This window comes from Sphingomonas sp. (assembly GCF_036388215.1).
Classification (GTDB): Bacteria; Pseudomonadota; Alphaproteobacteria; order Sphingomonadales; family Sphingomonadaceae; genus Sphingomonas.
Genome location: NZ_DASVSH010000030.1, coordinates 162,677 through 183,485, shown reverse-complemented (window position 1 = coordinate 183,485; position 20,809 = coordinate 162,677). Strand labels below are relative to the sequence as shown.

Annotated in this window: 21 protein-coding genes; 11 read left to right on the top strand and 10 right to left on the bottom strand. The window is 63.1% G+C overall.

What is annotated here, in order from left to right; all coding sequences use genetic code 11:
* Together VF617_RS11945 and VF617_RS11940 are read left to right on the top strand one after the other, a co-directional pair.
* Positions 1 to 567, top strand: coding sequence for a hypothetical protein (locus VF617_RS11945; protein ID WP_331015110.1), 567 nt, complete (start codon positions 1 to 3; stop codon positions 565 to 567).
* Positions 568 to 638: 71 nt separating this feature from the next.
* The gene (locus tag VF617_RS11940) at positions 639 to 2,234 is read left to right on the top strand and encodes a class II 3-deoxy-7-phosphoheptulonate synthase (protein WP_331015109.1); all 1,596 of its coding nucleotides are present in this window, start codon (positions 639 to 641) and stop codon (positions 2,232 to 2,234) included.
* Positions 2,235 to 2,274: 40 nt separating this feature from the next.
* Here VF617_RS11940 and VF617_RS11935 read toward each other — a convergent pair whose 3' ends face one another.
* A complete protein-coding gene (locus VF617_RS11935; RefSeq protein ID WP_331015108.1) occupies positions 2,275 to 3,000 on the bottom strand; it encodes a hypothetical protein in 726 nt (241 codons plus the stop codon).
* A gap of 1,811 nt (positions 3,001 to 4,811) precedes the next feature.
* Between VF617_RS11935 and VF617_RS11930 the strand changes: the two genes are divergently transcribed.
* From VF617_RS11930 to VF617_RS11915, 4 genes are all read left to right on the top strand, one after another.
* On the top strand, positions 4,812 to 5,891 hold the full coding sequence (locus tag VF617_RS11930) for a hypothetical protein (protein WP_331015107.1): 1,080 nt from the start codon (positions 4,812 to 4,814) through the stop codon (positions 5,889 to 5,891).
* 78 nt (positions 5,892 to 5,969) lie between these two features.
* The gene (locus VF617_RS11925) at positions 5,970 to 6,125 is read left to right on the top strand and encodes a hypothetical protein (RefSeq protein WP_331015106.1); all 156 of its coding nucleotides are present in this window, start codon (positions 5,970 to 5,972) and stop codon (positions 6,123 to 6,125) included.
* A gap of 245 nt (positions 6,126 to 6,370) precedes the next feature.
* Positions 6,371 to 7,966, top strand: coding sequence for an NAD(P)/FAD-dependent oxidoreductase (locus VF617_RS11920; RefSeq protein ID WP_331015105.1), 1,596 nt, complete (start codon positions 6,371 to 6,373; stop codon positions 7,964 to 7,966).
* Positions 7,960 to 8,493 (top strand): pseudouridine synthase, encoded by a 534-nt coding sequence (locus VF617_RS11915; protein WP_331015104.1) that lies wholly within the window; start codon positions 7,960 to 7,962, stop codon positions 8,491 to 8,493. The genes VF617_RS11920 and VF617_RS11915 overlap by 7 nt, the downstream gene beginning before the upstream one ends.
* On the opposite strand, the gene VF617_RS11910 is transcribed toward VF617_RS11915, so the two are convergent.
* Both VF617_RS11910 and VF617_RS11905 read right to left on the bottom strand, forming a co-directional pair.
* Positions 8,484 to 8,915 carry a DUF488 domain-containing protein gene (locus VF617_RS11910; protein WP_331015103.1) on the bottom strand — a complete coding sequence of 144 codons (432 nt, stop codon included), beginning with the start codon at positions 8,913 to 8,915 and terminating at the stop codon, positions 8,484 to 8,486. The genes VF617_RS11915 and VF617_RS11910 overlap by 10 nt on opposite strands.
* A complete protein-coding gene (locus tag VF617_RS11905; protein WP_331015102.1) occupies positions 8,890 to 9,522 on the bottom strand; it encodes a lysoplasmalogenase in 633 nt (210 codons plus the stop codon). The genes VF617_RS11910 and VF617_RS11905 overlap by 26 nt, the downstream gene beginning before the upstream one ends.
* A 62-nt stretch (positions 9,523 to 9,584) precedes the next feature.
* On the opposite strand from VF617_RS11905, the gene trmFO reads away from it, so the two are divergent.
* A complete protein-coding gene (trmFO, locus tag VF617_RS11900) occupies positions 9,585 to 10,910 on the top strand; it encodes a methylenetetrahydrofolate--tRNA-(uracil(54)-C(5))-methyltransferase (FADH(2)-oxidizing) TrmFO (protein ID WP_331015101.1) in 1,326 nt (441 codons plus the stop codon).
* Positions 10,911 to 11,072: 162 nt separating this feature from the next.
* Here trmFO and VF617_RS11895 read toward each other — a convergent pair whose 3' ends face one another.
* A complete protein-coding gene (locus VF617_RS11895) occupies positions 11,073 to 11,552 on the bottom strand; it encodes an EF-hand domain-containing protein (protein WP_331015100.1) in 480 nt (159 codons plus the stop codon).
* Positions 11,553 to 11,598: 46 nt separating this feature from the next.
* The gene (locus VF617_RS11890) at positions 11,599 to 12,261 is read right to left on the bottom strand and encodes a hypothetical protein (RefSeq protein WP_331015099.1); all 663 of its coding nucleotides are present in this window, start codon (positions 12,259 to 12,261) and stop codon (positions 11,599 to 11,601) included.
* Positions 12,262 to 12,374: 113 nt separating this feature from the next.
* On the opposite strand from VF617_RS11890, the gene VF617_RS11885 reads away from it, so the two are divergent.
* From VF617_RS11885 to VF617_RS11875, 3 genes are read left to right on the top strand one after another with little or no spacing between them, the layout of a single operon-like run.
* Entirely contained in the window at positions 12,375 to 14,300 is a 1,926-nt protein-coding gene (locus tag VF617_RS11885) for a pilus assembly protein TadG-related protein (RefSeq protein WP_331015098.1), read from the top strand.
* Entirely contained in the window at positions 14,297 to 14,929 is a 633-nt protein-coding gene (locus tag VF617_RS11880; protein WP_331015097.1) for a TadE/TadG family type IV pilus assembly protein, read from the top strand. The genes VF617_RS11885 and VF617_RS11880 overlap by 4 nt, the downstream gene beginning before the upstream one ends.
* On the top strand, positions 14,926 to 15,597 hold the full coding sequence (locus tag VF617_RS11875) for a pilus assembly protein (RefSeq protein ID WP_331015096.1): 672 nt from the start codon (positions 14,926 to 14,928) through the stop codon (positions 15,595 to 15,597). The genes VF617_RS11880 and VF617_RS11875 overlap by 4 nt, the downstream gene beginning before the upstream one ends.
* Positions 15,598 to 15,612: 15 nt before the next feature.
* Here VF617_RS11875 and VF617_RS11870 read toward each other — a convergent pair whose 3' ends face one another.
* From VF617_RS11870 to eno, 5 genes are all read right to left on the bottom strand, one after another.
* A complete protein-coding gene (locus VF617_RS11870; protein ID WP_331015095.1) occupies positions 15,613 to 15,798 on the bottom strand; it encodes a hypothetical protein in 186 nt (61 codons plus the stop codon).
* Positions 15,799 to 15,859: 61 nt separating this feature from the next.
* On the bottom strand, positions 15,860 to 17,239 hold the full coding sequence (locus tag VF617_RS11865) for a pyruvate dehydrogenase complex E1 component subunit beta (RefSeq protein WP_331015094.1): 1,380 nt from the start codon (positions 17,237 to 17,239) through the stop codon (positions 15,860 to 15,862).
* 1 nt (position 17,240) lies between these two features.
* On the bottom strand, positions 17,241 to 18,290 hold the full coding sequence (gene pdhA, locus VF617_RS11860) for a pyruvate dehydrogenase (acetyl-transferring) E1 component subunit alpha (protein WP_331015093.1): 1,050 nt from the start codon (positions 18,288 to 18,290) through the stop codon (positions 17,241 to 17,243).
* A 101-nt stretch (positions 18,291 to 18,391) separates the two neighbouring features.
* Positions 18,392 to 18,712 (bottom strand): FtsB family cell division protein, encoded by a 321-nt coding sequence (locus VF617_RS11855; RefSeq protein WP_331015092.1) that lies wholly within the window; start codon positions 18,710 to 18,712, stop codon positions 18,392 to 18,394.
* Positions 18,713 to 18,882: 170 nt separating this feature from the next.
* A complete protein-coding gene (gene eno, locus VF617_RS11850) occupies positions 18,883 to 20,160 on the bottom strand; it encodes a phosphopyruvate hydratase (protein WP_331015091.1) in 1,278 nt (425 codons plus the stop codon).
* 112 nt (positions 20,161 to 20,272) lie between these two features.
* Here eno and VF617_RS11845 point away from each other — a divergent pair, with 112 nt between their 5' ends.
* Entirely contained in the window at positions 20,273 to 20,809 is a 537-nt protein-coding gene (locus tag VF617_RS11845; protein ID WP_331015090.1) for a hypothetical protein, read from the top strand.

Below are 20,809 nucleotides of genomic sequence, written 5' to 3'. Positions count from 1 at the left end.
ATGCGCCTCACCGCCATTGCCGGACTTTGCCTGCTCGCCGCCCCGGCCGTCGCGCAGCGCGTCGATACCCGCGTCATCGACACTCGCCAGATGGCCGACGGCCGCCAGCGCTGCACGTTCAACGCCGTGCGCGACTTGCACATGACCGAGGCGCGCCGCGGCGCCCGAGACGCCTTTGCCGAATGGGCGCACAAGGCTCGGGACGGCAATGCCTGGCTCCACGCGCGCTTCTCCCGCCAGGAGCGCGAGGGCAGTATCCAGATGATCGAGGTGCCGCTGACCAAAGCAATCGCGCGAGCCGCCTCCGCTCAGGTCTTCATCGACGCCAGTCCCAGCCCCGTCCCCTTCGCCCTCAAGCGCCGCCCCCGCTCGGACCGCTGGACCCTCATCCCCGGCGACGGCGTCGCGCTGGCTCGGGCGATGCGCTACACCGATATCCTCAGCGTCCGCCTGCTCGGCCCCAGGGGCCAGCGGCTCGCCAGCTACGAGTTCTGGATCGGCGACTTGCAAGACGTGGCCGAATATCCCGCCATCATCGGCTGGACCTGCGCTCCTGGCGACGACTGAGCTTCACCCAATTCGGGACAAAGACCAGAATGTTGTTGCGCAAACTTACCCAATCAAGGTAAGCGCGCCTCATGACCACCCTGGCAGGCACCAAGATTCGTCGTTTCCGCGAGGAACGCTCCCTTTCCCGAGCAGCGTTCGGCGCGTGGTACGACTCCCCCGGCTCCACCGTTCAGGGCTGGGAGGAGGACGGCAAGCGCGCCAACGCGCAGGTGGTCAACCAGATCGCCGCCAACGGCATCGCCCATCATGCCGACTGGTACGTCGCCGCCCGCGCCCCCGCGCCCGGCGGCACCCAATGGTCGCCCTCCAGCTGGACCAACCCCGAGTTCGAAGTCCGCCAGCTCCCCAATTACCCCGATGCCGCGGCCCTCGACGCCGCGACGACCACCCTCACCTCCTACCCGCCGCTAGTCTTCGCCGGCGAAGCCCGCGATCTCACTGCCGAACTCGCCCGCGTCTCCCGCGGCGAAGCCTTCCTCCTCCAGGGCGGGGATTGCGCCGAGAGCTTCGCCGAATTCCACCCCAACAACATCCGCGACACCTTCCGCGTGCTGCTCCAGATGGCGGTGGTCCTCACTTTCGCCTCGAAGCTGCCTACGGTGAAGGTCGGCCGCATGGCCGGCCAGTTCGCCAAGCCCCGCAGCGCCGATACCGAGACCATCGATGGCGTCGAGCTCCCCAGCTACCGCGGCGACAATGTCAACGGCATGGACTTCACCGCCGAGGCGCGCGTCCCCGATCCCGCCCGCATGCTCCAGGGCTACAGCCAGTCCGCCGCCACGCTGAACCTGCTGCGCGCCTTCGCCACCGGCGGCTATGCCAATCTCCATCAGGTCCACAAATGGACCCATGATTTCATGGGCCGCAGCCCCTGGGCCGCCAAGTTCGCCGACGTCGCGGACCGCATCGGCGAAGCGCTCGATTTCATGGAGGCGTGCGGCATCAACGCCGACAGCGTCCCCCAGCTCAAGGGCACGCAGTTCTTCACCAGCCACGAAGCGCTATTGCTCCCCTATGAGCAGGCGATGACGCGCCAGGACAGCCTCACGGGCGACTGGTACGACACCAGCGCCCATATGCTCTGGATCGGCGACCGCACCCGCTTCGAGGGTTCGGCGCATGTCGAGTTCCTGCGCGGCATCGGCAATCCGATCGGCCTCAAATGCGGCCCCACCCTCGAGCCCGACGAACTCCTCCGCCTGCTCGACACGCTGAACCCCGCGCGCACCGCCGGCCGCATCACGCTCATCACCCGCTATGGGCATGACAAGATCGAAAAGGGCCTCCCGCCCCTCGTCCGCGCCGTCAAGCGTGAGGGCCACCCGGTGGTCTGGAGCTGCGATCCGATGCACGGCAACGTCGTCAAGGCCGCCAACGGCTACAAGACCCGCCCCTTCGATCGCATCCTCGCCGAAGTCCGCGGCTTCTTCGCCGTCCACCGCGCCGAGGGCACCTATGCCGGCGGCATCCACGCCGAAATGACCGGCCAGAACGTCACCGAGTGCACCGGCGGCGCGATCGACATCTCCGAACTCGACCTGGCCGACCGCTACCACACCCATTGCGACCCGCGGCTGAACGCGGGGCAGAGCCTGGAGCTGGCGTTCCTGCTGGCGGAGATGTTGAATGATGAAATGAAGGCGAGGCGGCCGGAGGCGGTGTGAGCCGCTCACCGCTTGGCACCCTCAGAAAACTTCAAATCTGCTAGAAGTTATCCTGTTTTTTAAAAGCGTTACGCTGAGATTCGCAGGTGTTGTATCCGCCGGTCGGTAGGCAGCCGATGATCTTTAGCGTCGCAGAACCACGTGGAATACCAAGCCATCCTTGGACTTCGAGGAGAATCAGGAGTTCGTACGCACCGCGGGAGAAGTGAGCCTCGGGGCTCTGAGGATCGCAGTATTCAGTCACTGCCCTGGCCACCATGATATTTGATGATTCTGCTCTGATCGTGCGCCTAGCATCATAATATCCCGACCAATCCTTCAGCTTGCTGCATCGATAAGAAAAGTTCTCCAGCGTGATTGGGCTTTGCAATGTTGTGGTTGCTCCCTGCACATAACGCGTTTTTGCCGAATTTATCGCAGCGAAATATGCGGCAAATCCGTCAGCGCCATCAAAGATGCTCCCCTGGCGATTACCTATCTCGGCCAAAACTCTGTATAGTTTTCCGTTATCGTCGAAATATAGCGTCATTTGTTGGACGCTTTGCTCCCTTACAAAGTTTGGGAGCGCCAGATTGAGAGGATCATTTTCGTCAGAGAACGCATTAGAACGCACCTTGAAGGCATTTCTAAATTGCGACGTCGTGAGAGGCTCAAGTGCCCAAGATCTTTCAAGGACGACTCTGTCTGTGCCCAACACGAATCCTAGCACATTCTGGCTTCCTTGCGAGGTCTGGCTGTAAGCAGGATGTGCAAAAATTGTCAGCAATACAAATGTTACCGAACAAATTCGGTGCCATCGCCCTGTGTATTTCATAGATCACCTATCAATACATTGGAAATAAATTGATAGAAAGCAGGAGATTCGGTCAAGCTTATTTCAAGAAACGTAAGATATACAGGTCCAGCGGCCATATTTTCCCTCTGATGGCGAGCACTCGCAATGCGATCCCGTACTCGCTAAATGATATGTATGGCATGGCACTAAGGGCGCCATCCAGTATTGATCACTCGCACGGAAAGTGTTCCGCCATCACCGCGAGCAGATCGTTCGCCGTCCTCAGCAATATTCTCGGGGTCATTGCTCGTGCACCGAGATTTATAAATATTTAGAACCGGAACCCCCTGGTAAGTACGGCCATAGCGGGTTCTGACATACTCTGTGAATTTGGCCTCAGCAGAACTCCGGGAGGTGTCGGCGAAGGTCGATGAATAATATACATATTTCGGATAATTCCCGTTCCCTACACTTTCATCTGTTCGATAGCCGATGGCCCAGCAAGCTGTATCCGCGTGAGCAACAACCGGGTAGGTTGTCAGAATTGCTGCGGCATATAGGACCACTTTTTTCATTTTTTATCTCCGCTTCGATTAGTGTTTTCACGCGCTAGGCAGCTTGACAGCTGATCGTATATTTTCCAGTTTGCGACACCGCAGCCTCCCAACCAGCGCTGTTCTCCCCACGGTCTAGCCTTTGCGGCCGAGCTGATAGACCGTGGTTATATTACACGCTCGCCTCCGACCAATCAGAGGCTGCAGGACGCCGCAGGAGCCGGATCGTTCGCGCTCCAATTATAGCGGTAGCTGTAGCCCTCCGATTTCGGCAGCCAAAGTTCGTATCTGGACGAGCTGCCGGCAGCCGTCGTCCCGGGATAACGGCTCGGGCCAAACTCCCCGGTCTTGATCACGCAAAGGCTCCAATACACCTGGGCATTGCAGCGATTGGTCAGAACGATCACCGGATTTTGGGTCCCTCTCCGCTCAACCCTATCCGAGATGCAGTTGTAGAGCGTCACCGGCTGGCCAGTTGTCGGGATCGAGCGATTGGGGCCTGAGCCAGTCGAATTTGGTGTCCTGGTAGACCCGCTGGGCCGCGATCCAGACGTTGTGGCGGTTGGCCGCAATGGGGGCGTAGGAATGTGAATAGCGTTGGCGCCCCTATAGCTCGGCTCCGGCATGCCTTGCGTTCGCGCCGTGCCGGGTTGCGGATACGGAACCGGCGCCCGTGGAGCGTTCGTCAGCATCTGATAAGTCTGCCGGCAGCCCAATGACGCTGCAGAGCCATCGTCCGGCAAATATTGGCACCGCGATGCCCAGAAATCCCGCTGGGCCTGGTTTCCAACGCCAGCGGGAAGTGGCCCGAATGGCGAGGATGGCGGCATCGGCATAGGCGCAGGTCTAGGCGCTGTCTGGACCCGCCTCGCGGGAGCTTCCGCGCTCATCGATGCCCTGGTTTGCCGCATCTCCTCGCACAACTTCACCATATAGTCTTCGTTTTGGCGCTGATCGACGCAGGCTTGCTGGTAGGTCTGGTCGAATTGGCGCAAGGCGGCATTGAGTTGGGCATCTTCCGCAGACGTCTGCGCGCATGCCGCATCCACCGCCGTGCCCATAGCCGTCAGAGCAAGGACCAATCGGGACAAGGTCGAGGCGCGCGGGACAGGTCTCATGCCACTACTCCAATTCGTGGCTAAGTGTCCGGGCACCTATGGAAAGGCACAACTCCCAAATGGGATAACATCGGAAATCATTGACTTGCCCAGCTTCTCAATCCTTATTCTGTTGGGGGGGAATGAGCCGATGCCAAGACGCTCGTCGGAGCAACTTATATCCGATATTTACGAAGCAGCGGCGTATCCGGACCGGTGGCCGGACACATTGGATGCGATGGCGGATCACGTAGATGCGATGGGCAGCCTGTTTATCATACTATCGCCAAGCGGCATCACTTGGACGGCATCTCCACGAATCACCGGCGTTGTCGCTGAATATGCTGAACTGGGTCTGCTTGATGATCCGTCGCGAACTGCGCCGCTTGTAGCCGAGATGCATCCCGGCTTTCGCGCTGAAATTGATTACCGCAGCATCGAGGAGATCGAGGCCCTGCCTGCATATCGCGATTGCCTGTCATCGCACGGATATGTTGGGGGCGTCGGGACTGTTATGCAGGGCGTCGAGCATGACGCCCTGCTGATCGCTGTCGAGAGTTTCGGTTGCCACCGGCAAGCCGCGGAGGCAGTGCCCTATCTTGACCGCCTCAGGCCGCATCTCGGCCGCGCGCTATCTCTCTCTGCCAAAATCCGAACCTTGCGCACCAGTGCGGTCGTCGAGGGGCTTTCGGCCATCAATGTGGCTGCCGCAGTCATCCGCGGGGATGGCCGACTGCGTTCGATGAACGATTGTTTTGCCAAACGGCTTGGCAACTTAATGATTGATCCACTGGGCAGGGTCCGATTTTTGAATCCCAGGCTTGATGCCGCGTTCAGCGAGGCATTAGAACGGCGGATCGATGCCGGAGCGGCCTCGCGTTCCCTGGCGGTTCCTTCCGATGACGACGGCAAGGCATTCGTCCTTCACTTGCTTCCTCTGCCGGGCGCGAGCCGTGATCTGTTCGAGGCGGATGGCCTCCTGCTCGTGGTTGCAGACGGCAACAATAGCAGCGTGCCAGATGCAGACCTCCTTCGGACGTTGTTCGATCTCACCCCTGCTGAAGCCCGCTTGGCGCGCGCATTAGGTACCGGTTTTTCGCTCGCAGAGGCAGCCGCGCGCCTGAAGGTCACGGAGGGTACGGCCAGAGTGCAGCTTCGCGGCGTGTTCATGAAAACCGGAGTTTCAAGACAATCGCAACTTGTCCAATTGCTATCTGGCTTTACGTTCTGACCGTCTAATATCGACTGTCCTACACACCCCAAACCATGGCATGTTCCCCATCCATTCACAACCCGGAACCGCGCGAACATGGCCACACACCTCCTCCTCCGCTTCACCCCCCACATCCCCCGCCGCGCCTGCGCCGGCGGCTGGACGCCAGACCGCCAGATCGCCTTCATCGCCGCGCTCGGCTTATTCGCTGCGCGCCACGGTGCGGCGTCGCTATTCCAATTGGACGGATAGCCCGATGACGCCGGAGCATGCCGCGAAGCTCGGGCTCGGCTATGCCTACAGCTTCGCCGCCGCCCGGCCTTTGTCGATTGACCCCCCATGGCCAGTGCGAACATTGGGAACATTCGCGGCGCGCGCCGGCGCCCGGCAAGGGAGGCGCAACCCCCGTCTTGGCCTAACCTTTACTAACCTTTCGCGCGCTGCCTGGCTCCGGTGCCCAGGTTGGCGGGCGGCCCCTGCCCCGCTAAAGCGCGCCGATGCTCCGCGTCACCGAACTGTCCCTGCCGCTCCACCACCCTGGCGAGGCGATCCCCGCCGCTTTGTGCAAGCGGCTGCGGATCACTCCGCGCGATCTGATCAAGCACGTCGTCGCCCGCCGCGCCCACGATGCCCGCGACAAGGCCAATATCCGGCTGGTCTATTCGATCGACGTCAATGTGAAGAACGAGGAGGCGGTGCTCGCCCGCTTCGCCAAGGACCGCAACGTCCAGCGCACGCCGAACACGCATTACCGGATCGTGCCGCGCACCCTGCCCGCCGGTGCGCTGCGCCCGGTGGTGATCGGCGCGGGGCCGTGCGGGCTGATGGCGGCGCTGATCCTAGCGCAAATGGGGCTGCGGCCGATCATCCTCGATCGCGGCAAGGTTGTGCGTGAGCGGACGAAGGATACTTGGGGCCTGTGGCGCAGGAGCGTGCTCAACCCCGAGAGCAACGTCCAGTTCGGCGAGGGCGGTGCGGGCACCTTTTCGGACGGCAAGCTCTACAGCCGGATCAAGGACCCCCGCCATCTCGACCGCAAGGTGCTGATGGAGTTCGTCAAGGCCGGCGCCCCGCCCGAAATCCTGACCGAGGCCCACCCGCATATCGGCACCTTCCGCCTGGTAACGATGGTCGAGAGCATCCGCGAGTCGATCGAGGGCCTGGGCGGCGAATACCGCTTCGAGCACCGGGTGGAGGGGCTGGACATAGAGGGCGGCAAGGTCCGCGGCCTGCACATCCACAATGGCGAGTATCTAGAGGCCGACCGCGTGATCCTGGCGATCGGCCACAGCGCCCGCGACACTTTCGCGATGCTTCAGGCGGCCGGTGTGTTCGTCGAGGCCAAGCCCTTTTCGATCGGCGTGCGGATCGAGCATCCGCAGAGCTGGATCGACAAGGCGAGGTTCGGGGCCGATGCGGGCAATCCGATCCTGGGTGCTGCGGAATACCACATCTCGCATCACTGCTCGAACGGGAGGACTGTTTACAGTTTCTGCATGTGCCCCGGCGGCACAGTGGTGGCGGCGACATCTGAGGAAGGCCGCGTCGCCACCAACGGCATGAGCCAATATTCGCGCAACGAGCGCAACGCCAATTCGGGCTTCGTGGTGGCGATCGATCCCGAGCGCGATTACCCTGGCGATCCGCTGGCGGGCCTAGCCTTCCAGCGCCACTGGGAATCGCTAGCCTATGTCGCGGGGGGCTCGAACTACAGGGCCCCGGCCCAAAGGGTGGGGGATTTTCTCGCGGGCAGACCGTCGGAGAGCTTGGGTTCGGTGGTGCCGTCATACCGCCCTGGCGTAACGCCCACCGACCTCGCGGCCTGCCTGCCGGACTATGCGGTGGAAGCAATGCGAGAGGCGATCCCCGTCTTCGGCAAGCAAATCCCCGGCTACGACCATCCCGAAGTGGTCATGACCGGCGTCGAGACCCGCACGTCCTCCCCCGTCCGCTTCACTCGCGGCGGGGACTTTCAGAGCCTCACGGTAAAGGGCCTGTTCCCCGCCGGCGAAGGCGCCGGATATGCCGGCGGCATCCTCTCCGCCGCAGTCGATGGGATCAAGGTGGCGGAGGCGCTGGCCGCGACATGCTGATCCTGTTCAACAAGCCCTTTGACGTGCTCTGCCAGTTCACCGACGAGCTTAACCGCCCCAACCTCTCGCATTTTGTCCAGGTCCCCGGCGTCTACCCCGCCGGCCGCCTGGACCGCGACAGCGAAGGCCTGCTCCTCCTCACTGACGACGGCCGCCTCCAGGCCCGGATCGCCGATCCAAGGTTCAAGATGCCAAAGGCCTATCTTGTCCAGATCGAAGGCGAGCCGGAGGAAGCGGCGCTCGGTCAGTTGCGGCGCGGCGTCCGATTGAAGGACGGCGCGACGCTCCCCGCCGAGGCTGAACGCATCGACGATCCTGCCTTATGGTCCCGCGATCCGCCGATCCGCGTCCGCAAGAACATTCCCGATTGCTGGATTAAGCTCACGATCCGCGAAGGCCGCAATCGCCAGGTTCGCCGTATGACTGCCGCGATCGGTCACCCGACATTGCGGCTGGTCCGATGGAGCATCGGCGATTGGGCCGTAGAGGGCATTCAGCCCGGCGAATGGCGCGAGGCTCAGGGGTAGAGGTCCACCACTTCCATGCCCTCGCCCTCCGCCTCGAGCAGCAAGGTGCGGTGGCAATGCTCGGGATTGCGTTCGTAGCATAGCAACGCGCTGGGCTTCTCCGCCGCCAGCGCCCGCATCCGCGCCGCCTCGGCCTGAGCCTCGGGCAAGCCGAGCTGGGTTTCGTACACTGCTTCCAGCGTGGCGACATCGCCCTTCTTGGCGGCGTCGCGCCCTGGCTTAGGCGTGCCCAGGTTCTTGAGGTGGACATATTCGATCCCCGCTTCGCCAATGCTGGCCGCGAGGATGTTCTTCGAGAAGCCCGGCCGGCGTGAGAGGGGCAGCGCACGCACGTCGATCAACCGCTCCACCCCTGCGCCCTTCAGCGCCGCGATGAACTCGGCCATCGTCGTGGCCTCATATCCGATCGTGTAGATCTTCACGCGCCAACTCCGATACCACGCCCCAGGCAATCAACGCCTGACCGGCGAAATAGGTTGGCCAGATCAGCAGGCCGGGCAAGGGCGACGCGGCCAGCGGGCCGAGCCGGGCGAAGATCAGTAGATCCGATATGACGAACAGAGCCGCCCCCAGCCCTACGGTCGTGCGGGAAAAACGGCTCGTCCACGCTGTCTCGAACATCAACCCGAGCCCTAGCGAATAAATCGCGACACCGACCCAGTTGCCGGAAGCGGTCAGCATCCCGGCGACCGATCCGATCACCAATGTAACCGGGAATACAGGAAGGGCCGGACTTCGGCGATGGCGCCAGTAGAAACCCACCGCGAGAATATGGCCCGCAAGGAAGGCAATCGCGCCAACGGTGAGGCTCACCGCGTCGAGCAGCACGTCCCCGAACGCCCCGAATGCGAGGACAAGCCCGATCCAGGGCCGCCCGCGCGCAAAGGCCCAGAGCGCCAGCAGGCCGACGCCCAGGCCCTTCCACGCCGTAGCGATGGTCCCGTGGAGATTGAGCCAATGGTCGGCGTAATAGCTCGAACCCGCGACCAGCGCGAGGAACAGGAGCATGTCGATCGGGCGAAACGGCATGCCCGACCTTAACGTCCTCGCACCCTTTGTCATCCCGGCCCCGCACGGCTATCGGCTCTGCGATGACACACGACGTTCACATCATCGGCGGTGGCCTCGCCGGATCGGAAGCCGCCTGGCAGCTCGCCCATGCGGGCTTCAAGGTCCGCCTCTCCGAAATGCGGGGCAGCGGCACGATGACGCCCGCGCACCAGAGCGACCGGCTGGCCGAACTGGTCTGCTCGAACAGCTTCCGTTCGGACGATGCCGAGCGAAATGCGGTGGGGCTGCTCCATGCCGAAATGCGCGCGCTGGGATCGCTGATCCTAGCCCAGGGCGACAAGCATCAGGTGCCCGCGGGGTCTGCGCTAGCCGTCGACCGCGACGGTTTCGCCGATGGCGTCACGGCCGAGCTCATGGCGCACCCCAATATCGAAATCGTCCGCGAGCGAGTGGATACACTGCCCGATGCGGGGCTGGCTATCGTCGCCACCGGCCCGCTCACCGCGCCAGGCCTGGCCGACAGCATCGGCGCTGCTACGGGCAAGGATCAGCTCGCATTCTTCGATGCAATCGCCCCGATCGTGCATTTCGAGAGCATCGACCTCGATGTCGCCTGGTATCAGTCTCGCTGGAACAAGGTGGGGCCCGGCGGGACGGGCAAGGATTACATCAATTGCCCGCTCAACAAGGAGCAGTATCTTGCCTTCATCCAGGGGCTGCTTGACGGCGAGAAGACCGAGTTCCGCGAGTGGGAGAACGTTCCCTATTTCGAAGGCTGCATGCCGATCGAAGTGATGGCGGAGCGCGGAATCGATACGCCGCGCTTCGGGCCGATGAAGGGCGTGGGGCTGGACGATCCACGCGACGGTCGCTGGCCCTATGCCTGCGTCCAGCTCCGCCAGGACAATGCATCGGGCACGCTATGGAACATGGTGGGCTTCCAGACGAAGCTCAAATATGCGGACCAAGTCTCTCTTTTCAGGACCATTCCCGGACTGGAGAAAGCCGAGTTCGCGCGGCTGGGCGGGCTGCATCGCAACACCTTCATCAAATCACCCGAACTCCTGGATTCCACGCTGCGGCTGAAGTCGCTGCCTAATATCCGCTTCGCCGGGCAGATCACGGGCTGCGAGGGCTATGTCGAAAGCTCCGCGATCGGACTGCTCGCAGGGCGTTTCGCGGCGGCCGAACTTGGCGGCGCTGCCCTCGCCCCGCCCCCGCGCGCCACGGCGCTGGGGGCGCTGCTCGCGCACATCACCGGCGAGGCGGAGGTCGAGACCTATCAGCCGATGAACGTCAATTTCGGGCTGTTCCCTCCAATCCCCGGCAAGAGCAAGAAGGCGGACCGGAAGCTGATGTACACGGCGCGGGCGAGAGAGGCATTCGCCGACTGGATGGCTGCGTGAGACCCGCGAAAGTTTAGGCAAAGTTTAGGCCAACGCGCGGTGTGCGCACCGCGAATGTTCCCAATGTTCGCACTGGCCATGAGGTTTTCGGACCGACGATTTCAAAGAGCGGGCGGCAATGCCGACCGGCTCAGCCAAGCAGGCGAAATCCTACATTGCAAGCTACTCTTGCTCGTCGGCTTGCTCCGCTTTGGCGGCGGGCTTGGGACAGGCGCATTTGGGCGCCGCCTTGCGCGGTTTGGGCGCCGTGGCGAGGAATTCGGCGCGGGTCAGCGCGCCCGATTTATCCTTGTCCGCGCCGCCGAACTTGTCCGTCGTCTTGATCGCCCATTCCTCGAAGGCCAATTTACCGTCGCCATTGGCGTCGAGCTTGGCGAAAGCCTTGCGGCGCGAGAGCAGATATTCCTCGCGCGTGATCGCGTCGTTGCGATCCTTGTCATAGCGATCGAAACGCTTCTGCTCCCGGGTCTTAGCGGAGGCCTTGGGTGCTTCATCGGGAAGCGCTTCCTCCTCAGCCGCTTCAGCGACAGCGGCCGGCGCGGCCGGAAGCTCGGCTCGCGAGGCCGCCGTTCCCCGAAACAGGAACATCCCCGCCACGGCGAGCAGTAAAGCCGCCCCTGCACCCACGAAATACCGCCACATGGCACGTCCCCCGCTGTCTTGACGTCAGGCTAGACCAGCAGCGCGGCTATCGTCCAGTTAATCGATGCCAGAGCAGGCGGCCAACGCGCCTGGGCGAACCGATTGGGGGTGAAACATCGTTTGGCAGCGCGAGGTCCATCCGGGCGAGATGCGCCAATGCTCCCAGCGCGCGCCCACGCGGGCTCCAGCGGCCACCCCCAGCAAGCGCCAGAAGCGGTTCGGCCTGCTTCCTGGCGAGCCCCGCCTCTGCCGGTGCGCCCAGATTGCGCGCGAGGTCGGCGAGCGCCCAGCCCTGCCCGGCCTGCGCCACCGGGTCGGCGGGGGCCGCGCCCAACGCGACGCCCGCCGCGACGAACAGGCTTCCCCGCCCTTCGCCAAACCGGCGCAGCGCATCCGCGTCCAGCCGCTCCTCCTCGATCAGCACTTCCCAGCCATGGACGATCGGCACCAGCGATAGTCCTGAAACCCCGCGCGGCAGCAGTTCCGCCGCAATCGCGCGCAGCACGGGCTCGGCCGGCGGGGACGCGTGATCCAGACGTTCCAGCGCCTCACGCCACCAGGCGAGGCGCATCTGGCCCAGGGCCGGCTCGCTTGTCGTTCGGAGCAAGAGCGACAGCGCGTCGTCCAATGCCAGCAGCGCCGCCAGCGCGCCGCGCCCCTCCCCCGCATAGCTGAGCGCCAGGGCCCGTTCGGGATTTTCCGACGTCATGACGCCATCCGCCTCAGCTCCGGCATAAGCCAAGCCTTAACCATGGGCCTTTAGAGGGCATTAGCAGTGCGGCGGGCATGATGCCGCGTTGATCGGGTATCGGGGCCACAGCCATGGGCGCAGAAGAGCATCGCAGCCGGAAGAACGGGCGCTCGTTCCTGAGCGCGCTGATCCGTGATGCGCGCGCCAACACGCTGGCGCTGATGGCGATGTCGCTGATCCCGCTGGCGGGAATGGTCGGCGGCGGCGTGGACATCAGCCGCATGTACATCGTCAAGACGCGGCTGCAACATGCGTGCGACGCCGGTGCTCTCGCGGGCCGCAAGGCGATGGGCGGCGGCACCTGGAGCTACAGCAATTATTATCCGCGCACCTCTGCCGAGGATTTTTTCGACGCGAACTATAATAGCGAGGCCTATGGCGCGACCAACGTTACGCGGACCTATACCGAGAATGCGGGGAAAGTGACGGGAACCGCCTCCGCGACACTGCCGATGACGCTGATGCGCATCTTCGGCCGCACGACCGAGACGCTGACCGTAAACTGCGACGCCGAAATGCGCCTTCCAAATACGGACGTCATGTTCGTGCTCGACACCACGGGCTCGATGAATGACATCCCGCTTGGCGATACGCAGACGAAGATGGCGGCGCTCAAGGTCGCGGTGAAATGCTTCTACGAAATCGTGGCTCGACTTGATACCGACGCCACCTGCACCACGGGCACTCCCAGCGGCGGGACCGGCAACCAGGTGCAGATCCGCTTCGGCTTCATGCCCTATGCGACGAACGTGAATGTCGGAAAGCTGCTGCCGACGGACTGGTTCGCCAGCACCTGGCAATATCAGACGCGCGAAGCGACCTACTCGACCAGCAGCAGCAACACGTGGGTCGAGACCAGTTCTCAGACTCTCGGCACTACGCCGGCATCCGCCGTCCTCCCGCAGAGCAACTGTAACGACGCCTTTGTCGCATCGTTCAACTACAGCGATGCGCCGGTTACGATCGCTGGCGGAACCACCCGTCGGCAGGATTTCTATACCTACGACGCCCAGAGTTGGAGCGGCGGCACCTGCTACGGTACGCAAACCAGAACTCGGCGCTACTACACATACCAGACGACCTCGACGCAGACATTCAGCGGATGGCGCTATGCGCGCCTCCCGGTGAATGTGGGTTTGCTCAAGAACGGCACTAGCTGGAATAACAGCTTTGTCTGGCCGATCGCCGCAGGGGGCACGAACAAGACGATCACCTGGGATGGATGCATCGAAGAGCGCGCCACGGTCAAGCAGGCCACGTATAGCCCGATCCCATCAGGCGCCAAGGATCTCAATATCGATCTGGTTCCGAGCACCGGCGATGCGACAACGCAGTGGGGACCGGTGCTCCCAGACCTGATCTACACTCGCAATGGCGCCACGGGATGGAATCTGGCGACTTCACTGACGACCCTGGATTATGGGAACCAGTCTTCCTACGATTGTCCGGAGCAGGCGAAGAAGCTGCAATCCTGGCCCACGGCCTCGGTTTTCGACGATTATGTCGACAGCCTCTCGCCGGGCGGCAACACCTATCACGACATCGGATTGCTGTGGGGCGCGCGCTTCGCCTCGCCCACAGGGATATTCGCATCCGAGAACGACTATACCCCCCAGGGCGGCGAGATCGAGCGCCACATCATCTTCATGACCGACGGTGACACCTGCACCAACGACGGCAATTACCAGGCCTATGGCGTGGCCTGGTTCGATCGGCGCCAGACCGACTCCTCGGTCGTGCCGACCGAGGGCTGCACCGATACGGGAACGCTCACCCAGCAGGTGAACGCGCGCACCGAGGCGCTGTGCACCGCGATCAAGAACAAGAACATCACGCTCTGGGTCATCACCTTCGGAAGCCTGTCTTCGACGACCAACACCCGGATGACGGCGTGCGCCACGACGGGCCGCTATTTCAACGCGACCAATGCGGCCACGCTGCAGGCGACGTTCAAGTCGATCGCGGATCAGATATCGCAGCTCAGGCTCACGCGGTGAGGCAACCGACGCTCTGGACCAGGCGCTGGCGCGGCGCATTGGCGCGCGGGCTCGCCGGCGACAAGCGGGGCGCGACGATCATCGAATTCGCGATCGTGGCGCCGGTGCTTTGCATGATGCTGGTGGGCGCATTCGATATTTCGCACACGCTGTACCTGCGCAGCACGCTGCAAGGCATCGTCCAGAAAGTGGCGCGCGACGCATCGCTGGAGACCGGACTCGATACCAACCAGCAAACCACGCTGGACAATCGCGTGCGCAGCCAGATCCGTGCGCTGGCCAACAATTCGACCGTGAACATCAGCCGGGCATATTACCGCACGTTCGCCAATGCATCGGCGGCGCGCTTCGAGCCGTATACCGACACCAATGCCAACGGCACGTGCAATGGCGGCGAGCCCTATGAGGACACCAACAACAATGGGGTGTGGAACGCCTCTGGCGCAAATAGCGGCCAGGGCGGGGCGAAGGACGCGGTGGTCTACACAGTCGCAGTCAGCTATCCGCGCTTCTTCCCGCTCGATCGCTTCGTGGGGGGATCCAACACCACTACAGTGACTGCCTCGACGGTGCTGCGCAACCAGCCTTATGGCGATCAGGCGGTGCCGACCGTGCGGAACTGCACATGAGGCGCGTGCTCGCCTCCCTGTGCAACACCGGGCGTCGCCTGGGCCGCGACACCAGCGGACTGGCGCTGCTCGAATTCGCATTCGGGCTGCCGATCCTGCTGGCGATGAGCCTGACGGGGGCGGAGCTGACCAATTTCATCATCACCAAGACGCGGATCAGCCAGATCGCGCTGCATCTGGCGGACAATGCCGCGCGCATCGGCAGCGGCACCCAGCTTCAGGCCAAGACCATCAGCGAGGCTGACATCAACGATCTGCTGACCGGTGCGAACCTGCAATCGGGCGAGCTTGCGCTGCTAACCAACGGGCGCGTGATTATCACGAGCCTGGAGCCCGTCGCGAATCCAAACACGACAGCGCGCTACAAAATCCGCTGGCAGCGCTGCAAGGGCGACAAGACCAGCTGGACCTCTAGCTGGGGAACCGTCGCCAATTCGAGCAATATCGCCGGCATGGGACCGGCCGGCAGGCAGGCGGTTGCCCCCGACAACGGCGCGACGATGTTCGTCGAGGTCCGCTATCAATATATTCCGCTGGTGAAGAGCTCGCTTTCGCCCACCACAGAGATCAACGAGATCGCATCGATGATGGTGCGCGACCGGAGGGACCTGACCGGCGGCAGCAACGGCGTCTATCCGGTGACCGGGGTCACCGCCTCCACCTGCTGACGCCGCCGGAGAGGATTACTTGCTGGGCGTCTCGATCTTGACGTCGGCATCGATCTTCTTCGTCTCGCCGCTCAGCAGGTTGGTGCCGAACAGCACATAGAGGATCGCCAGGATCGCGACGATCCCGACGATCATCGCCACTGCCGAGCCGCCGCCGCGATCACCGGTCGCGTCTACCACCGTCACCTTTTCGTCAGCCATGCCGTTCACTCCCATCTTGTTGCTGATGCGAAACCAGCGACCGCCACGAGAGGTTCCGGATTCAGCGATAGGTGACCTTTTTGACGGCTTCGACCACCTTGGCGGCGCTCACCAGAGCAAGTTTTTCGAGATTGGCGGCATAAGGCAGCGGCACATCCTCGTTGGTGACGCGCAGCACGGGGGCATCGAGATCGTCGAAGCCGTGTTCCATCGCCACGGCGACGATCTCGCTGGCGATCGAGCAGGTCGGCCAGCCTTCCTCGACCACGACCATGCGATTGGTCTTGCTGAGGCTTTCGAGCACCGTCGCGGTATCGAGCGGGCGCAGCGTGCGCAGGTCTATGATCTCGCAATCCACGCCCTCGGCCGCTAGCGCCTCGGCCGCTTCGAGCGAAACGCCGACGCCGATCGAATAGGTGACGATCGTCACATCCTTGCCACCCCGCACGATCCGCGCCTTGCCGATCGGCAGGACGTGATCGTCGAGCTTGGGCACATCGAAGCTGCGGCCGTAGAGCAATTCGTTTTCCAGGAAGACCACCGGATCCTGGCTGCGGATCGCCGCTTTGAGCAGCCCCTTGGCGTCCGCCGCGTCATAGGGCGCGATCACGATCAGGCCGGGGACGCTGGCATACCAGGGACCGTAATTCTGCGAATGCTGCGCGCCAACGCGCGACGCCGCACCGTTCGGACCGCGGAACACGATCGGGCAGCGCATCTGCCCGCCGGACATGTAATTGGTCTTGGCGGCCGAATTGATGATGTGGTCGATCGCCTGCATCGCGAAATTGAACGTCATGAACTCGACGATGGGGCGCAGGCCGCCCATCGCCGCGCCGGTGCCGATGCCGGCAAAGCCATATTCGGTGATCGGCGTATCGATCACGCGCCTGGGGCCGAACTCATCGAGCAGGCCCTGGGTCACCTTGTAGGCGCCCTGATATTCGGCGACTTCCTCGCCCATGACGAACACGCGGGGATCGGCGCGCATTTCCTCGGCCATCGCATCGCGAAGAGCCTCGCGGACGGTGGTCTTGACCATCTCGGTGCCCACTGGGATCGCGGGATCGGCCGCGACCACGGTCTTTTCGACGGCGGCCGTAAGCTGCGTCGTGCCGGTTTCCTGCGGACTGCTGTCCGGGGTCGGCTCGAACTTCTGGTCGGCGGGTGCGGGAGGCGGCGCGGCGGACGCGTCCTCCCCTTCCCCGGCGATCGTCGCGATCACAGTGCCGACCTTCACGTTATCGGTGCCCTCGGCGACCAGGATAGACGTGATCGTGCCTTCGTCGATCGATTCGAATTCCATCGTCGCCTTGTCGGTCTCGATCTCCGCCAGGATGTCGCCCGACTTGACGGTGTCGCCTTCTTTGACGAGCCATTTGGCGAGCGTGCCCTCTTCCATCGTGGGCGACAGCGCCGGCATCTTCAGTTCGATCGCCATCTCAGTACGACTCCACCAGCACGTCGGTATACAATTCGGCCGGGTCCGGCTCGGGGGTCTGCTCGGCGAAATCGGCGGCTTCGCCCACGATCTTGCGGATTTCCTGCTCGAGCGGCTTGAGCTGCTCCTCGGTAATGCCCATGCCTTCGAGCTCGCGCTTCACCGCCTCGATCGGGTCCGATTTGTCGCGGACCGACTGGACCTCCTCGCGGCTGCGATATTTGGCGGGATCGGACATCGAGTGGCCGCGATAGCGATAGGTCTTCATCTCGAGGATGATCGGTCCCTTGCCCGCGCGGACCCAGGCCAAAGCCTCTTCGGCGGCGCCGCGACAAGCCAGGACGTCCATGCCGTCCACCTGGATGCCGGGAATGCGAAAGCTCTCGCCACGCTTGTAAAGCTGATCTTCCGCCGAGGAGCGATTGACGCTGGTCCCCATCGCATATTGGTTGTTCTCGATCACGAAGATGATCGGAAGCTTCCAAAGCTCGGCCATGTTGAACGATTCATAGACCTGGCCCTGGTTCGATGCGCCATCGCCGAAATAGGCCATGGCGACGCCGCCATCCTCGTTATATTTGTGCGCGAAGGCGAGGCCCGTACCGAGCGAGACCTGTGCGCCGACGATGCCGTGGCCGCCGTAGAACTTCTTCTCGGTCGAGAACATGTGCATCGATCCGCCCTTGCCGCGGCTGATGCCGGCGCCGCGCCCGGTCAGCTCAGCCATGATCAGCTTAGGGTCGATGCCGTAAGCGAGCATGTGGCCGTGATCGCGATAGCCGGTGATCACCGAATCCTTTTCGCCGTCCAAGCCAGACTGGAGCCCGACCGCAACGGCTTCCTGGCCGATATAGAGGTGGCAGAAGCCACCGATGAAGCCGAGGCCGTAAAGCTGGCCGGCCTTCTCCTCAAAGCGACGGATGAGGAGCATCTGCTTGTAGAATTCGAGCAGTTCCTCCTTCGAGGCCTTGTACCGCTGGGGCTCGTTGGGCCGCTCGCGGTTCGATGCTGCGGGCTGGGTCGGTGCTTGCTTCGCCGGCGATTTTGCCACGATCAGGAAATCCTCATCCCGGATAGTCAGGGGCGAGCCTTTAAGCGCGTTATCGGCCCGGACGCAACGTCAACGCGCGGTTTTCCGCGCCGTTCAACGCCTTACTTCTTTAGGGGAATGATCACTTCGTCCGGACGGACCACGTTGAGCTGCTTGCGCGCCATTTCATCGACGAGGTCGGGATCGGCGCCACGCTTGGGATCGAGCAGATCGACACGGTTCTTGAGTTCGGCCCTGCGCTTTTCGAGCGCTGCGAACTCGACCTTCTTCTGCTCCAGCTCGACCTTGAAGTCCTTGGCCGCGGCTAGGCCGGTGGGGCCGAGCGCGGCGTTATAGGCGAAGAACCCGATTGCGATCAGCGCCAGCGTGGGAACGCCGGCGCGGCGGAGCAGGGTCTGCATGGGAGAAGCGGTACGCGACATTTGGTGATTCTTGCTTAACCTTGTTCGTTAAGCAAGACCGGAATGTCTCTGAATGCATACTTAATCTACTCCCCTCCCGCTTGCGGGAGGGGTCGGGGGAGGGCCTGTCGAGAGGACATCGTGTGCGGACACGCCCTCCCCTAGCCCCTCCCGCAAGCGGGAGGGGCATTCTATGCCTTAAGCACCGATCGCCCCGCATAGACCGCGGCGTCGCCCAGCTCTTCCTCGATCCGGATAAGCTGGTTGTACTTGGCGAGCCGATCCGAGCGGGCGAGCGAGCCGGTCTTGATCTGCCCGCAATTGGTCGCGACGGCGAGGTCGGCGATCGTGGCGTCCTCGGTTTCCCCAGAGCGGTGCGACATCACGGCGGTGTAGGAGGAGCGCTGGGCGAGGCTGACGGCCTCCAGCGTCTCGCTCAGCGTGCCGATCTGGTTGACCTTAACCAGCAGCGAATTGGCATAGCCCCCGTCAATGCCGCGCTTCAGCCGCTTGGGGTTGGTCACGAACAGATCGTCGCCGACCAATTGGATTTTCGCGCCGAGCTTGTCGGTCAGCGCTTTCCAACCATCCCAATCGTCTTCGCCCATGCCATCCTCGATCGAGAAGATCGGGTATCGGGCGCAAAGGTCCGCGAGGAAATCGACGTTCTCCAGCGAAGAAAAGGTCCTGCCCTCCCCCACCATCTTGTACGCGCCGTCGCGATAATATTCGGTGGCGGCGCAATCGAGGGCGAGCATCACGTCATCGCCGGGCTTGTAGCCGGCGGCTTCGATGCTGCTCATGATGAAATCGAGCGCGTCGGTGGTCGAGCTGAGATTCGGCGCGAAGCCGCCTTCGTCGCCCACGCCGGTCGCCAGCCCCTTTTCGTGGAGCTTCTTCTTGAGCGTGTGGAATATCTCCGATCCGCAGCGCACCGCTTCCATGATGTTTTCCGCGCCGACCGGCACGATCATGAATTCCTGGAAGTCGATCGGATTGTCGGCATGTTCGCCGCCGTTGATGATATTCATCATCGGCACCGGCAAAATGTGGGCGTTGACCCCTCCGACATAGCGATAAAGTGGCAGCCCGCGCGCCTCGGCCGCTGCCTTGGCGGCCGCGAGGCTGACGCCGAGGATCGCATTCGCGCCCAGCCGCCCCTTATTCTCGGTGCCGTCCAGCTCGATCATCGCGCGATCCAGATCGGCCTGGTCCTCTGCGTCGAGGCCCAGAACTTCCTCCGCGATCTCCGAGTTGACCGCATCGACCGCCGCCTGAACGCCCTTGCCGAGCCAGCGGCTCTTGTCTCCGTCGCGCTTCTCGACTGCCTCATGCGCGCCGGTGGATGCGCCCGAGGGCACGGCGGCGCGGCCGAAGCTTCCGTCCTCCAGCAACACATCGACTTCGACCGTCGGGTTGCCCCGGCTGTCCAGAATCTGGCGGGCGTGAAGGTCGATGATTGCGGTCATGTAACGGTCTCCCTAGATACAGGCATGGGGCGCTTGCGCGCCCTCTAACGGCTAGTGATGGAACTCGCAAACGAGGCCGTTGTTGTTTCGCGCAAGACATGGAGGATTGAGCATGGTTGACGAAACGACGAACAATTCGGCGAGCGGGAACACGGCGAATGAGGGCATCACGATGAGCGAGACCCCCACGATCAACGAGACGCTGACCGAAGCTCCCGCAGCGGACACGGCCCAGCCCAGGCGCGGCCCCGCGGATCAGATTCGCGAACAGGCGAGCAAGCTTGGAAGCGAGGCCGCGGAGCGCGCCCGCGCCTTTGCCGGCGAAGGCAAGGACCGCGCAACCGGCGCACTGGACGAAGTAGCCAAGATGTTCGAAGGCGCGGCGCTCGATGTCGATGCGCGGCTGGGTGAGGAATATGGCAAATATGCGCGCTCCGCGGCGGAGGGTATTTCGAGCTTTGCCGAGAGCCTGCGCGGCAAGGAAGTCGATGACCTCATCGCCGACGCCAGCGGGTTCGTGAAGAAAAGCCCCGTCATCGCGGTCGGCGCGGCCGCGGCGGTGGGCTTCATGCTCGCGCGGTTGATCAAGTCGGGGATCGACGCCGCGGCCGACGCCGCCGACCCAGACAAGCCTTCGACAAAGGCATAG

What these genes read in the sequence shown, in the direction of transcription:
- VF617_RS11920 (WP_331015105.1), top strand. Translation starts at nt 6,371, where the DNA reads ATGCTCCGCGTCACCGAACTGTCCCTGCCGCTCCACCACCCTGGCGAG.
- trmFO (WP_331015101.1), top strand. Translation starts at nt 9,585, where the DNA reads ATGACACACGACGTTCACATCATCGGCGGTGGCCTCGCCGGATCGGAA.
- VF617_RS11870 (WP_331015095.1), bottom strand. Translation starts at nt 15,798, where the DNA reads ATGGCTGACGAAAAGGTGACGGTGGTAGACGCGACCGGTGATCGCGGC.
- VF617_RS11895 (WP_331015100.1), bottom strand. Translation starts at nt 11,552, where the DNA reads ATGTGGCGGTATTTCGTGGGTGCAGGGGCGGCTTTACTGCTCGCCGTG.
- VF617_RS11855 (WP_331015092.1), bottom strand. Translation starts at nt 18,712, where the DNA reads ATGTCGCGTACCGCTTCTCCCATGCAGACCCTGCTCCGCCGCGCCGGC.
- VF617_RS11940 (WP_331015109.1), top strand. Translation starts at nt 639, where the DNA reads ATGACCACCCTGGCAGGCACCAAGATTCGTCGTTTCCGCGAGGAACGC.
- VF617_RS11865 (WP_331015094.1), bottom strand. Translation starts at nt 17,239, where the DNA reads ATGGCGATCGAACTGAAGATGCCGGCGCTGTCGCCCACGATGGAAGAG.
- eno (WP_331015091.1), bottom strand. Translation starts at nt 20,160, where the DNA reads ATGACCGCAATCATCGACCTTCACGCCCGCCAGATTCTGGACAGCCGG.
- VF617_RS11930 (WP_331015107.1), top strand. Translation starts at nt 4,812, where the DNA reads ATGCCAAGACGCTCGTCGGAGCAACTTATATCCGATATTTACGAAGCA.
- VF617_RS11945 (WP_331015110.1), top strand. Translation starts at nt 1, where the DNA reads ATGCGCCTCACCGCCATTGCCGGACTTTGCCTGCTCGCCGCCCCGGCC.
- VF617_RS11890 (WP_331015099.1), bottom strand. Translation starts at nt 12,261, where the DNA reads ATGACGTCGGAAAATCCCGAACGGGCCCTGGCGCTCAGCTATGCGGGG.
- VF617_RS11915 (WP_331015104.1), top strand. Translation starts at nt 7,960, where the DNA reads ATGCTGATCCTGTTCAACAAGCCCTTTGACGTGCTCTGCCAGTTCACC.
- VF617_RS11875 (WP_331015096.1), top strand. Translation starts at nt 14,926, where the DNA reads ATGAGGCGCGTGCTCGCCTCCCTGTGCAACACCGGGCGTCGCCTGGGC.
- VF617_RS11885 (WP_331015098.1), top strand. Translation starts at nt 12,375, where the DNA reads ATGGGCGCAGAAGAGCATCGCAGCCGGAAGAACGGGCGCTCGTTCCTG.
- VF617_RS11925 (WP_331015106.1), top strand. Translation starts at nt 5,970, where the DNA reads ATGGCCACACACCTCCTCCTCCGCTTCACCCCCCACATCCCCCGCCGC.
- VF617_RS11905 (WP_331015102.1), bottom strand. Translation starts at nt 9,522, where the DNA reads ATGCCGTTTCGCCCGATCGACATGCTCCTGTTCCTCGCGCTGGTCGCG.
- VF617_RS11845 (WP_331015090.1), top strand. Translation starts at nt 20,273, where the DNA reads ATGGTTGACGAAACGACGAACAATTCGGCGAGCGGGAACACGGCGAAT.